Source organism: Weissella sp. ESL1156, from assembly GCF_058505625.1.
Genome location: NZ_CP196372.1, coordinates 38,661 through 52,555, shown reverse-complemented (window position 1 = coordinate 52,555; position 13,895 = coordinate 38,661). Strand labels below are relative to the sequence as shown.

The 13,895-nt window shown below is 37.6% G+C and carries 13 protein-coding genes; 2 read left to right on the top strand and 11 right to left on the bottom strand.

Annotated elements, in window-relative coordinates; translation table 11 throughout:
• Window positions 1-111: 111 nt before the first annotated feature.
• The 7 genes from purB to ACSKY2_RS00295 all read right to left on the bottom strand — a co-directional run bounded on the left by purB (window position 112) and on the right by ACSKY2_RS00295 (window position 8,367).
• Window positions 112-1,407 carry an adenylosuccinate lyase gene (gene purB, locus ACSKY2_RS00325; RefSeq protein ID WP_489877676.1) on the bottom strand — a complete coding sequence of 432 codons (1,296 nt, stop codon included), beginning with the start codon at window positions 1,405-1,407 and terminating at the stop codon, window positions 112-114.
• Window positions 1,408-1,638: 231 nt separating this feature from the next.
• Complete coding sequence (locus ACSKY2_RS00320; protein WP_489877675.1) at window positions 1,639-2,676, bottom strand: peptidylprolyl isomerase; 1,038 nt, start codon at window positions 2,674-2,676, stop codon at window positions 1,639-1,641.
• 69 nt (window positions 2,677-2,745) lie between these two features.
• The gene (locus tag ACSKY2_RS00315; protein ID WP_489877674.1) at window positions 2,746-5,214 is read right to left on the bottom strand and encodes an ATP-binding protein; all 2,469 of its coding nucleotides are present in this window, start codon (window positions 5,212-5,214) and stop codon (window positions 2,746-2,748) included.
• On the bottom strand, window positions 5,196-6,296 hold the full coding sequence (locus tag ACSKY2_RS00310; protein ID WP_489839907.1) for a carbamoyl phosphate synthase small subunit: 1,101 nt from the start codon (window positions 6,294-6,296) through the stop codon (window positions 5,196-5,198). The genes ACSKY2_RS00315 and ACSKY2_RS00310 overlap by 19 nt, the downstream gene beginning before the upstream one ends.
• Window positions 6,297-6,359: 63 nt before the next feature.
• Entirely contained in the window at window positions 6,360-6,872 is a 513-nt protein-coding gene (gene pyrR / locus ACSKY2_RS00305; RefSeq protein WP_489877673.1) for a bifunctional pyr operon transcriptional regulator/uracil phosphoribosyltransferase PyrR, read from the bottom strand.
• A gap of 207 nt (window positions 6,873-7,079) precedes the next feature.
• On the bottom strand, window positions 7,080-7,994 hold the full coding sequence (locus tag ACSKY2_RS00300) for an RluA family pseudouridine synthase (RefSeq protein WP_489877672.1): 915 nt from the start codon (window positions 7,992-7,994) through the stop codon (window positions 7,080-7,082).
• Complete coding sequence (locus ACSKY2_RS00295; protein WP_489877671.1) at window positions 7,987-8,367, bottom strand: EbsA family protein; 381 nt, start codon at window positions 8,365-8,367, stop codon at window positions 7,987-7,989. The genes ACSKY2_RS00300 and ACSKY2_RS00295 overlap by 8 nt, the downstream gene beginning before the upstream one ends.
• 100 nt (window positions 8,368-8,467) lie before the next feature.
• Between ACSKY2_RS00295 and ACSKY2_RS00290 the strand changes: the two genes are divergently transcribed.
• Complete coding sequence (locus ACSKY2_RS00290) at window positions 8,468-8,857, top strand: ribonuclease HI family protein (RefSeq protein ID WP_489839911.1); 390 nt, start codon at window positions 8,468-8,470, stop codon at window positions 8,855-8,857.
• On the opposite strand, the gene ACSKY2_RS00285 is transcribed toward ACSKY2_RS00290, so the two are convergent.
• The 4 genes from ACSKY2_RS00285 to ACSKY2_RS00270 all read right to left on the bottom strand — a co-directional run bounded on the left by ACSKY2_RS00285 (window position 8,841) and on the right by ACSKY2_RS00270 (window position 13,108).
• On the bottom strand, window positions 8,841-10,193 hold the full coding sequence (locus ACSKY2_RS00285) for a Na+/H+ antiporter NhaC family protein (protein ID WP_489877670.1): 1,353 nt from the start codon (window positions 10,191-10,193) through the stop codon (window positions 8,841-8,843). The two genes, ACSKY2_RS00290 and ACSKY2_RS00285, sit on opposite strands and share 17 nt — an antisense overlap.
• Window positions 10,194-10,717: 524 nt before the next feature.
• On the bottom strand, window positions 10,718-10,960 hold the full coding sequence (locus ACSKY2_RS00280; RefSeq protein WP_092462411.1) for a type B 50S ribosomal protein L31: 243 nt from the start codon (window positions 10,958-10,960) through the stop codon (window positions 10,718-10,720).
• A 112-nt stretch (window positions 10,961-11,072) separates the two neighbouring features.
• A complete protein-coding gene (lepA, locus tag ACSKY2_RS00275) occupies window positions 11,073-12,896 on the bottom strand; it encodes a translation elongation factor 4 (protein WP_489877669.1) in 1,824 nt (607 codons plus the stop codon).
• A 71-nt stretch (window positions 12,897-12,967) separates the two neighbouring features.
• Window positions 12,968-13,108: a hypothetical protein gene (locus tag ACSKY2_RS00270; protein ID WP_489839914.1), complete on the bottom strand. Its 141-nt coding sequence runs from the start codon at window positions 13,106-13,108 to the stop codon at window positions 12,968-12,970.
• Window positions 13,109-13,230: 122 nt separating this feature from the next.
• On the opposite strand from ACSKY2_RS00270, the gene ACSKY2_RS00265 reads away from it, so the two are divergent.
• Complete coding sequence (locus tag ACSKY2_RS00265; RefSeq protein WP_489877668.1) at window positions 13,231-13,857, top strand: HdeD family acid-resistance protein; 627 nt, start codon at window positions 13,231-13,233, stop codon at window positions 13,855-13,857.
• The last annotated feature ends 38 nt before the right edge of the window (window positions 13,858-13,895 follow it).

Genomic DNA, 13,895 nt, shown 5'->3' with positions numbered 1-13,895 from the left:
TGATATTTAATAAAGATGCAATCAATACGCCCTATTTCAAAGTTATTAAAAATAACATCAAAATGAAGTTAAATATAACGCTAAACAGCACGACAAAATAATGAATAAATATTAAAGCAAACCAAGACGTTTATAAATATCATCCACATGTTTTAAATGCCAATGATAATCAAACGCATCATCAATATCAGCCGGTGTCAGATATTTTTTAATCGTGTCATTGGCTTCTACCAAATCACGGAATTGTACTTGCTCATCCCACGATTTTGCTGTCAATGGCTGTACCGTATCATATGCTGTTTCTCGTGATAGGCCAGCATCAACCAATTTTAACAATAGACGTTGTGAATAGATCAAACCATAAGTTCGTTTCATATTTTGTTTCATTGTTTCTGGAAATACTTGTAAATTACGTAAAATATTGGTCATACGATGCAACATATAATCCAAAACAGTCGTTCCATCTACCAAAATAATTCTTTCAGCACTTGAATGTGAAATATCACGTTCATGCCATAAAGTCACATTCTCTAGTGCCGTTACAGAATAGCCTCGTAACACCCGTGACAAACCAACAATATTTTCTGAACCAATTGGATTACGTTTATGAGGCATTGCTGATGATCCTTTTTGACCACCTCGGAAACCCTCTTCAACTTCATGAATTTCTGAACGTTGTAAGCTCCGAATTTCAGTTGCTAATTCTTCTAAATTTGAACCAATGATTGCAATAGTCGTCATATAATCCGCATGTAAATCACGTGGCAAAACCTGTGAACCAATTGGCTGTGGCGTTAGACCTAATTCATTCATGGCCACTTCTTCAACTTCTGGTGGAATATTGGCGAATGTCCCCACAGCACCTGATAATTTACCAGTTTCAATAGCTGCTGCAACGGTCTCAAAACGTTTGATATTACGAACAACTGCTTGATAAAAGCGTGCCATTTTTAAACCAAAAGTCGTTGGTTCAGCATGTACCCCGTGTGTCCGTCCCATCATAACCGTATCTTTATACTTTAATGCCAGTTCTGCTAATATCTTGCGTAAATCTTGTAAATCTTGTTTGATGACTTGATTAGCTTGTCGTAAACGTAAAGCCTGCCCTGTATCAACAACATCAGTAGAAGTTAACCCATAATGGATCCATTTACGTTCTTCACCTAATGATTCTGAAACATTTCTCGTAAACGCCACAACATCATGTCGCGTTGATTTCTCTATTTCTGCGATACGGTCAACATCAAAAGTGGCATGCTGACGAATCGCTGATAAATCAGCTGCTGGGACATGCCCGACAGCAACCCATCCTGCTGTTGCTGCAATTTCAACATCTAACCATGATTGGTATTGATTTTCAAGCGACCAAATACGTCCCATTTCCGGACGTGTATAACGATCAATCATCTTTTTTTATCCTCTTATTTCTTTCGGAAAAAGCCGAACAAACTACTACATCTATCAACTATTGTACCTTAAATCCGAATTACTTTCAGCAATTTTTGAAAAGAAAAAGGGTTGGACAATCTTTGTCTAACCCTTAAATGTGTGTCAAAAGACCATCATCAACGTCAATCGCTGGCTATCAGATATCTTTTGCTCTACTCTTATATATCATTTTCTACTATATACTATGATCTATTCGCCGCTTTCAGAACTTGATGATTCTGATGATGATGAACTTGAACTCTCAGATGATGAACTTGAACTAGCACTCGAACTTTTTGCAGATGAACTTGAACTAGTCTTTGCACTTTTAGCGGACGAACTATTTTTAGCTGCTTTAGCTGTTGCAGCGGCTTGTGTATAGGTCGACAAAACATTTTGCAAAGTTGAATCTTTAATATTCACATTTGCTTTACCTAATTCTTCACCAACAATTTGTTGTACCTTGGTTGTATCAGACATCGTCTCATTAACTAGAATTGTCTTCATCTTTGACTTTAAAGCACTAAATGACTTTTTCGGTTCTTTTGAGTTCATCTTAATAATGAAGTATCCATTAGAAGCTGTTGACTTAACCGGCGTTTTTGTATACTCACCTTTCTTAAGCTTAAAGGCAGCTGTTTTAAAATCATCCTCAAGATTAGTGTCTGTTGAATCGAATGCTGTCATCTTACCACCATTCTTTTTGGTGTTTGTATCAGTAGACTTTTCTTTTGCTAATTTTGCAAAATCACCACCCTTATCAAGTTCATCAATAACTTTCTTGGCATCATCTTCTGATGACGTTAAGATGACTGAGACATTGACTTTAGGTTGGTATGCATTGTATTCCTTACGTAATTGCTTCGTAGAATAATTTTCATTTGCTATTACTGCTTGCTTTTCTAACGCTTGGATACGTAATGAATCACGGAAGCTATCTTCGTCCATCCCGTTTTGTGATAGAACTTGTGAAAATTGTGAGCCATATTGTGACTTTGCCTGCTTGAATTGTGACTCAATTGACTTCTTTGAAACTTTATCACCATATTTCTTATTCAAAACTTTCTGAATAATCATATTTGCCAATTGCTGTTGTCCTTCAGGAGAACTTTTTAATTTTTTGTAATATTCAGCTTGTGAAACATTACCTGCATCGGTCGTCGCGATTGACTTTGGGCCAATACCCCAAGCAGCCAATCCAATCGCCACTGCAATGACGACTAGTACGCCTAACACTTTTTTCCACATTGGTAGTGCCTTCTTTCTTGAAATTTTTAATTCAACTTGTCTAGTTTATCATATAAACACAATTGATACTTAAATTATATGGTAAGTCGCCCCAATTGCATAACGCCCATTATCCAATACCTCATCAATTTCCATATGTTCAATAAAATCAGCATCCCAGTACACTAATTCTGCTTTGGGCACTCGCCACTTTAAGGTGCGCAACTGTGCTAAAAACTGCTGCTCAGCATATGTTTGCCGATTTAACATATATCGTACGACTAATCGTAACCAATCAATCCCTGTCACCTTATCTAAAAACGCAATCATTGTAAACGGCATTGGTCGAACAATCATCGCTGGATTTTCATCACGACTCGGTAACTGATTAATAATCATTTGGTACAATCCTGGTGTTTCAGAATTCATCTGTGGTCGTGGCAATCTTTCCCAAAGTTCTTCAGACATCATCGTTTGATCCAAAATGATGCCCTCATTACTTTGATAACTCATGCCAATTAAATAAATCGTTTGCCCATCATAAAAGTAATTCAAAATCGTATGTGGTAAGTCATCAGTTTTACTACTTGGTAAGTATTTTTCTTTGGCAATTACTTGTACATTGATCCCATTGCGACGCAAACTATTGATTAGTTTAATACGATTACCAGGCACAAATACTTGTGTCGGCTGTTCAATTTCAATGACATTCATCACGTCAGAAATTTCCAAAGGTTCATAATACTTTTTATGTCCTAATTGCGCCATAAACATCAAGTCAGTTGGGCTATTATTCATTAAAACAGTCTGAATACCTTGACTTTGCAATTCTTGCACAACCATGGCCATCACATATGATGCGGCAGCCCCATCACCCAAACGGAACCCGCCTGATCCAATCACCAATGCCGACTGCTTGCCAAGGCGAGTACTTTCATTTTCAGATTCAAATGTTGAATAATATTGATTCGCAGCTTCTTCAAATTCACCGGCAGACGGTTCAAATGCCTTGTATGTCGGCAAAATCCCGTTATCCCAACGATAACGACGAACTTCTTCATATTGTGCATCCCATAAACGGGCAATCAAGCCATCTGATAAACCATAATACTTTGCCAATCTTAAAACATCAGTTTGCCAAGCGTTCTTTTTTACGGTGGCTTCTAACTTATTAATTTGTGCAAGTTTATAAAAATAAAAAGCATTGATTTTGGTCAACTCTGCTAATTCATCTACTGTATAACCACGCCTGAGTGCTTCCAAAAGTACAAAAATACGATTATCTCGCGGATGAATCAATTGTTCAATGATTTCATTTTCTGTCAAAGCATTCATAACAGTTGGTGAAAAATTACGATTATTAAAATGTGCGGCACGAATCGCTTTTTCAAGTGCTTCCTCGACACTTCGCCCAACACCAATGGTTGCCCCCACAGACTTTTGAACAGTATTTAGCCGATGTTCTGTTTTAACCCCATTTGATTCAAAATCACCAAACGAAAAGATTGGAAAACGAATCACAATATGATCCATTGTTGGTTCCAATAAGGCCGTATGATTAGCACCAATGACTGGTGTTTGTACATCTTCTAGATTTTCGCCCAACATTAATCTGATAACAACGGGTACCAAAGGGTAACCTGTTGCGGCTACTAACAACGCAGCTGTACGATCAAAATAAGGGGTTACACGTGTAATCACATAGTCATTATTCTTTGGATCCACTGCAAATCTAACTTCTAGTAAACCGACCACATCGAAACCACGAATAACTTTAAAGGCCGCTGACCGTAATTTTTGATATACCGGATCAGGAAGTGTCTGAATTGGTGTAATCGCAATTGAATCTGCAGAATGAATGCCCACAGGATCCATATCCTCAACACCACCTATTAAGATCGTCGTGTCTCGTTTATCTCTAATCACCAACATTGAAATTTCTTGATAACCACGAATACTTTTATCAATATTAACTTGATGTGTAATTGAACGATTCAATGCTGTTTCAGCGGCATTTTCCAAGTCGTTCGTATCTTCCACTTGTAAACGCAACGTTTGACCCATGGGTGCCACTGGACGAATAACTACCGGTAATCCAAATTCGCGTACCGCATCAAACACTTCATGCACATTACCTGCTAAACGTGATTGTACTGTTGGAATATTCAGTTGCGTTAGTCGTTCGTGCAAATTTTTTGTATTTTGCGTTGCCTGCATCACTGGTAATGACAATCCCAGTACCGTTGGCGCACCATTACCCATTAATTTGAGGATATCAGCACCTAATCGCGTTGCTGTCGAACCACCAACGGATGCAACCATGGCCGTAATATGTTCATCATTAATAATTTGAATCAGATTATCGACCGTCAGTGCCTTTTCAATTACTTGAACATCGTGACGAGCACTTGTAAAAGCATACGGATTATCATCAACAATAACAACTTCATGACCATACTTTTTTAGCACATCAACAACTTGGTATGCCGCAACATCACCTTCTGTTTCTCGACCAAAATCATTGGCTGAACCACCAATAATTAAGACTCGTTCTGCCATAACGTACCTCCTCCTCGGCGTGCCATCACCATTTCCATAAATTCAGTAAACGCTTGCGTTTCTTCTAGTGGACCTGGTGCCGCGTCTGGAAAAAATTGCACACTAAATGCTGGATAGTCACGATGACGTAATCCTTGAATTTGATTATCTGTAATATCAACATGAGTCACAAACAACGGTGTCTCTTTGATTGATTCATAATCAACATAGTAAGCCTGTCCCTGCGTCGCAAAAATAATATCCTTGGTAATTTGCTCGCGAATAGGATGGTTCATCCCATGATGTGCTGAGGCCAATTCTGTCACCTTAGCACCATTTGCCATAGCAAACAATTCATGTCCCAGTCCAATTCCAAATAACGGAACACTTTTTTCAAATTGTCTAATAATTTCAAGTGCCGTATCCGGTACTTGATTCGGATCACCTGGGCCTGATGAAATGACGATCCCATCTGGATCCAAATTTGTCACTTCGTCAATAGTTGCTGAATAAGGCAATACTGTCACATTTGCATCAAAATCACTCAACATCCGCAAAATGCCACTTTTCAATCCAAAATCCAATACGACCACATTGGCGCCACGACCTGGATTAGCATATGCTTTAGGTGTTGAAATTTGGGCAATTTGTTGATTGGTCAATACCATTGCTCTGAGTTGATCAAATGCATGATCATCAGGTTGATCAACAATCGATGCTTTTTGAATCCCTGTTTCACGTAAATGTCGTGTTAATGCACGTGTATCAATTTGTGAAATACCAGGGACGTTATGCCGTTTTAAATAATCATTTAAACTAAGCGCTTGTAAGCGATTCGTCGAAATCTCTGCAATTTCACGAACAACCACGCCCTTCACAACTGGCACGATTGCTTCATCTGCATAATGATTAATGCCTGCAGCACCAATTGTTGGCGTCGTGAACATAATAATTTGATTATAATAAATAGGATTTGTGATAATTTCTTGGTACCCAGTCATGGCAGTATTAAATACTAATTCACCAAATGTGGTTGCAGGCGCCCCAAAAGCTTCACCTGCATACACTGTACCGTCTTGTAAAATTAAATAGCGTGTTGTCATGACGTTGAATTCGTTTAACAGAATCGTTAAACGATCCCTCCTTCCCGTCTAACGGTAGAAAAACTAACGAATTTCAATGCCATCCATACCGTCAAATTCTTTCATTTTTACATGAATTTTTTCAGAAGTTGCTGTTGGAATATTCTTACCCACAAAGTCTGCGCGAATTGGTAATTCACGATGACCACGATCCACTAAAACAGCCAAGTTAACGGCTGCTGGGCGTCCATTGTCCATAATGGCATCTAATGCCGCACGAATCGTGCGACCTGTGAATAAAACATCATCAACTAAAATGATCCGTTTATTATCGATATCAACATTAAATGATGATTTTTCCCCAGTAATTTGCGTATCATCGTCACGATAATGGGTAATATCCAGTGGTATCACTGGAATAGTTGCGCCTTCTAATTGTTGTAGTCGCTCAGCAATACGTTGCCCAATGAACACGCCACGCGTTTTAATGCCAACAATGACAAGATTTGTTACGCCTTTATTTTTTTCAATGATTTCATAGGTAATTCTTGTTAGTGCACGTTGCATCGCCATACTATCAACAATTTCTTTAGACATAATTTTTCCCTTTTCTCTCGTTAATCTACAATAATTGACAATAAAAGAGACATCATCCTCCTCAAAAAAGGAAAGATAACGTCTCTGTTGGTTTATTTTCTCACGTTACCTCCTAGTAACTTCACAGAATTACTTTAAGAAAGCTATTATTATTTATATTCTTCTACCTAAAACTATTTTAGCATGTTCTAGCTACTTTGCGTACTTTCAATTACTCTCAGTTGCATATGGTTGCAATGTTGCTAAAGTTTTGACAAAGTAATCAGGTAGTGGCGCTTCAAACCGCATTTCTGCCTGAGTAGTTGGTTGTGTCAAACCCAATGTTGCTGCATGTAAGAACTGACCATGACCAGGTAATGTTTTTTTCGGACCATACAATGGATCACCAGCAACTGGATGGCCAATATAGGCCATATGAACACGAATTTGATGCGTACGTCCGGTCTCTAATGTGACGCGTAATAAAGTATAACCCACATATCGTTTAACGACTTCAAAATGAGTTATCGCCTCACGCCCACCAGCAACTACCGCTTGTTTCTTACGATCTGTTTTCGAGCGTCCTAGGGGTGCAGTGATGGTACCTTTCTTTTCGGTAAATTCACCATGAACCAAAGCATAATATTGTCTCAGGTTTTTCTTGGCTTTTAAATCAGCAGATAGCGCTTCATGGGCTTTATCATTTTTTGCGACCATTAATAATCCTGATGTGTCTTTATCAATACGATGAACTATTCCTGGTCGAATCACCCCATTAATCGTTGATAATTTTGTATGATACATTAAAGCGTTCACTAACGTACCAGTCGGATGCCCCACAGCAGGATGGACCACCATTCCTTGTGGTTTATTCACAACCAATAAATCATCATCTTCATAAATAATATCTAACGAGATGTTTTCTGGTTTGACATCCAAAACAACCGGTTCAGGGACTGTAAATTTCACAACATCTCCTGTTTGCACTTTATATTTAGCTTTTTTGGTATGCCCATTTACTGTGACAATGCCATCATCAATCCACTTTGAAATTTGTGTACGTGTATAATCGGTCAATGACTCTGCGATGACTTTATCCAAACGGCCTGCCTGGTCTACAATAGTTAGTGATTCCTCAGTCATTTGTTTTTCCTTTAATTTCTTCTTTTAAGTAGTTTAATAAGCGTCGATTTATCCAATAATGATAACTTTCACCATCATAACTAAATAACACTGTTCGTTTTGTAAATTGAACGTGTGACATTTTAACAAAATGAATTTTATCTGTATGCACACCAAACATTGGCATGATCCACAACGCATCACTTGTTACGGCCGCGTGCCGTCTGAAATAAGTCAGTAATGCGACTATGATGAATATGACCCCTGCACCGTATGTCCAGACATTTAAATGGGTTACTTCTAATTGCATTATTAGACCAAACATCGCAATCATTAAAATCCAAAGCCAATTGACCCAGCCCAATAAACCAGCCGGTTGGTAATATCCCTTCATTCCTCTATCCTTTCTGATTTGCCAATTTTGTTAACCTTATCAGCAAAACATCTGAGAATCTATTTATCCTTTTAGTATAATGAAATTGGAGGTACTTGTCATGTTAATCAAAATTTATACAGACGCCACTAGCAAAGGCAATCCTGGTGATAGTGGTGCCGGTTTAGTCATTTTATATGATGGTAAACAAGTACAAAAATATCATTACCTTGGTAATATGTCGAATCATACTGCCGAATTTGCTGCTGCTATTTGGGGATTTCAGGTATTAGCTGATATTGCACAGCCAACTGATACAATCATGTACTATGCCGATTCTAAAATTGTCATTGATAGTATTCACAAACGCTATGCCAAACATTTCAGCACACAGCTAACGCAATTATTAAATTATCAAGATCAATACCAACTACTTATCGCAACATGGATTCCAGAAAAGCAAAATCACGGTGCACATCAATTAGCTTGGCAAGCTATTCATCAGAATTAACTTGACCAATACCTGTCCACGCACTAATCAATGAACAAATTGGTGACAATAAAGCAAAAAAGGTAAACGGCGCAAATGAAATCACAGAAACACCTAACGTTTGTGCTGCAAAACTACCCGCAACACCCCAAGGTACCAAATAATTAATCACTGTCCCCGAGTCTTCTAATGTTCTGCCTAATGTTAATGGATTAACTTTTAAACGTTGAAAACTTTCTCGCCATAATTGACCCGGTAAAATCGTTGCTAAATATTGTTCTCCAATTAAAAAGTTCGCTATTATCCCCGTCATTAATGTTCCTGTCACTAGGCCAGCATGTGTTTTAATTCTGCTTACTAATGGTACCATAACAGCTTTTAATACGCCCTGTGATGTTAGTAATCCACCAAGTGCCAAGGCTAACATTATTATAATAACCGTTGGCATCATAGACAACATCCCCCCACGATTCAATAAAGATGCAAGTAAGTCATTTTTAATCGTTGTTTTTGAACCATTCATAATCACGTCAGCTATTTGTGCTGGTGAATGATTTATCATAAATATGCTACCGGTTATAGCAATATTAATCAATAATGTTGGTATTGCAGGTATGTGACGCCAAGCCATGATAAACAACAAACCAATTGGTAAAATTGCCCACCATGTTGGTGATAATAATTTTGCTAAGTTCTGTAATTGATCCACTTGTAAAGTTGTTGTTTGTTGCTGATTTAATATCGTAAAAATCAATAATGAACCTAACAGTGACGGTATCGTTGTCCACATCAAGTTTTTAATATGTGCAAATAAATCAGTACCTGCAATCGATGAGGCTAAATTCGTTGAATCTGATAGTGGTGAGCTTTTATCACCAAAAATGGCGCCAGATAAGATAGCACCAGCAACGATTCCTGGTTCAAAGCCAATGGCTGTTCCTACACCCATTAATGCAACACCAACTGTTGCTAACGTGGTAAATGCTGAACCAATCATCGTTCCCATCAACGCCATAATTAATAGCGCACTAGGCAAAAACCAATTAACATTTGCTAATTTTAAACCAAGCCATAATAATGATGGTATTGTATTGGTACCCATCCACAAGCCAATCAACATCCCGATTAATAGAAACAAAAACAATGGTGCTAAGGCTTTTTCGATACCACTTAATAACTGTGATTGTATTGTTTGCCAGTCCGTTTTCCTTATTCTGGCGTATACCACCATAACCAGAATGCTCATCACCAGCGGAACGTTTGGTGATAAACCAAACCCTAAAATACTAACACTAAAAATAATCATTAGTATCATTAATATCACGATACTCTGTTTGAAAGTCATTGGTTTAATCATGTCTAATTTCTCCTTTATATTATTAAAAATAGCTGTTTTCAATTTTTATAAAGGCGATAACGATTCAGACCTCCCATATGACCTGTATGTTTTAATACCCCAAGACGTCTCCTTCCAATATTAAAAAAGTCCCAGTGATAAATCAGTTGACTTATCACTGGGACGAAAATTTTCCGCGGTACCACCCAAAAATTAGTTAGTACCTTATCGGCTAACTCACTTTAATTTATTCATTTATTTTTTTATAGTTCAGTCACCCCACCTGCGCTACTCACAGCAACCGTAGCTTCTCTGTCATACAATGGCGCGTCCTACCAATAGTCGATATTCTACGCATACTTCATGATGCTGTCAATAAGCAATCATACTTTACTAAAAAATAAGTTCATTTTTACGACTATAACGAAAGAAGCGCTATGAAAAACTGATAATTCAATCGTTAGAATTCAAACAATTAAACAGTACAAAAAAAGCTGTTGCATAGTAACAAATGCCCATGCGACAGCTTTTGTAAAAACTTGTGATTAAGCAAGTCCATATTTCTTATTGAACTTATCAACAGCACCATCTGCAGTCGTAAACTTTTGCTTACCAGTGTAGAATGGGTGTGAATCTGAAGTAATTTCAACACGAATCATTGGGTAAGTAGCACCTTCAAATTCGATAGTCTCATCAGAAGTACGAGTAGAACCTGACAAGAACTTGTAACCAGTAGTTGAATCAACGAAAACCACTTGGTGGTAATCTGGATGAATATCAGCCTTCATTATTTTCTCCTTATCGCCCTGATTTTATAAAAACCAGAGTCAGTTTATTTAACTGTAATATATTAACATAAATCGTAGCAAAATGATAGGCTTTACCAAAAATACTAACGAATTATTCTTCATCTGCTTTTAAGACAGCCATAAATGCTTCTTGTGGCACTTCAACAGTTCCCACCGCCTTCATGCGTTTCTTACCACGCTTTTGCTTATCCAACAATTTTGCGCGACGGTCCGGATCACCTGTATGGATACGTGATGTAACATCTTTACGGTAAGCTTTGATGGTTGAACGTGCAACAATCTTCGATCCCACTGCCGCTTGCACAGGAATTTCAAAATTACGACGTGGAATAATTTCTTTTAGCTTCTTTGTAATCACACGTGACCGTTCTTGTGCAAAGTCCTTGTGCACAATGAAACTTAAAGCATCAACCTTATCACCATTCAACAAGATATCAATCTTAACCAAATCAGATTGCCGATAACCAGAAACTTCATAATCTAAGGAAGCATAGCCTCGCGTACTTGACTTCAATTTATCAAAGAAATCAAAAATGATTTCAGATAGGGGCATATAATATTTTACGTTAACACGATTTGCGTCTAGATAATCCATGGTATCAAATTCACCACGTTTTGACTGCGCTAATTCCATGACTGCACCAACATAATCATTGGGTACCATAATTTGCGCATGAACAAATGGTTCTTCAATCGTTTTAATTTCTGAAACATCTGGCAACTCTGACGGATTCGCAACCTCTACCATTTCACCATCAGTTGTATAGGCATGATACGTTACTGATGGCGCAGTCGTGATCAAATCTAAATCAAATTCACGTTCTAAACGTTCTTGGATAACGTCCATATGTAACAACCCTAAAAAGCCAGTACGAAAACCAAAACCTAATGCTTGTGATGTTTCAGGTTCAAACTCTAAGGAAGCATCATTTAATTGTAACTTTTCCAATGCGTCCCGCAAATCATTATATTTTGCATTATCAGTCGGATATAATCCTGAATAAACCATTGGTGTCATTGGCTGATAGCCAGGCAATGGTTCGGTAGCTGGTTGCTTGACATGAGTAATTGTATCCCCTGGCCGAGCATCACGAATATTCTTGATTGACGCTGCCACATAACCAATATCGCCAGCCATTAAGAAATCACGTTTAATAGGCGATGGTGAATTAACACCAACCTCCGTCACCTCATATTGAGCACCTGAATTCATAAATTTGATCTTATCACCAGGACGCAAAATACCTGTTTTCACACGTACTGTCAGAATAACACCTTTATATGAATCATAGGCTGAATCAAAAATGAGTGCTTGCAAAGGTGCTTTCAGATCGCCTTCTGGTGCTGGAATATTGGTCACAATTTTTTCTAATAGTTCTGGAATCCCAATCCCTTTTTTTGCCGAGGCCAAGACAGCATCTGAAGCATCGATACCAATGACATCTTCAATTTCTGTCCGTACCGCCTCAGGATCAGCAGCTGGTAAATCAATTTTATTGATAACTGGTAGAATCTCTAAATCATTTTCAATGGCTAAATAAACGTTGGCCAAAGTTTGAGCTTCAACACCTTGGGCAGCATCAACAACCAAAATGGCACCATCAGCAGCAGCCAAAGATCGTGAAACTTCATAAGAAAAATCCACATGCCCAGGTGTATCAACTAAATGGAATATGTAAGTCTCACCATCATTTGCTTGATAGTGCACCTCTACTGCATTCATTTTAATCGTAATACCACGTTCACGTTCAAGATCCATTGTATCTAACAACTGGTCTTGCATTTCTCGTTCCGTTACTGTATGTGTTGCTTCTAAAATACGATCTGAGATTGTTGATTTACCATGATCAATATGGGCAACAATACTAAAATTTCGGATATGACTTTGGCGCGCCTGCATTTCTTCTATATTCATCTTTGCGCTCCTATTCTTGTAATTTTCTGTCTCTATTATTATACAAGTATTCTGATTATCTTGATAGTGTCCTAATTATCATTCTGATGCTTTCGTTTATCTATTAAGGCTTTTGCTTTTTTATCTACCGTTTTGTTAAATTGTTTTTGCCGATACTGTGTATATCCAAATGCGATGACTAAAATAAGCACAATGATAATTGCTAACATCATTTAAGTCCCTTTCATTATAAATAATTAATATTTTTTATTTTAAATTAGACTTCAATTGTATTTTACGCTATTTTCAATTACACTCAAATTAAACATTACCATTTAAACAAGGGGGCATTGATATGACCAATTTACCAGAAATTCAACCTGAAGCAAGTCGTGAAGAAGTGAAACAGAGACGCTCTGACAATCCGCAACATCCTCAAAAACCAGTGATTTCATATTTTGTACGTAAATTACTAGCAACAGCTGGTGTTATTTCAATTATTTTAGGTATTTTTGCTTTTGTTTTCAATCCAGAATGGCTGTTAGCTGTGTCGATTCTTTTTGGACTCTTCTCTATCTTTATTGCATTGATCGATATAATGTTATTTGGTCACAGTACTTATTTACGTGGTTCACATTTAATGAGTGCTTTACTAAGTACTGTGATGGGTCTGGTTTTGCTATTTAGACAAGACGTTGCAAAAGATTTTATTGGCTTAGTCTTTGGTTTCTGGATCTTATTTAATGCTACTAGTAATTTAGCCCAAACTTGGGTACCTGAACTACTGATCGGTTGGCAACGCCTTGTTGGATTGATCATCGGCGCAATCGGCCTTTGTCTTGGCCTATTCTTAGTCTTATTTACAGGCTATTCAACGCATGATATGCAAGTTATTCTTGGTGTTTATACTGATTTATTAGGTATTTTCTTCTTACTTGTTAGTTTCTTTAGCCGTAAAAATAACTTGAACCAGCCAGCTTAAATTGCGTGAATAAAAATATTAATAGCTATTAAAAAATT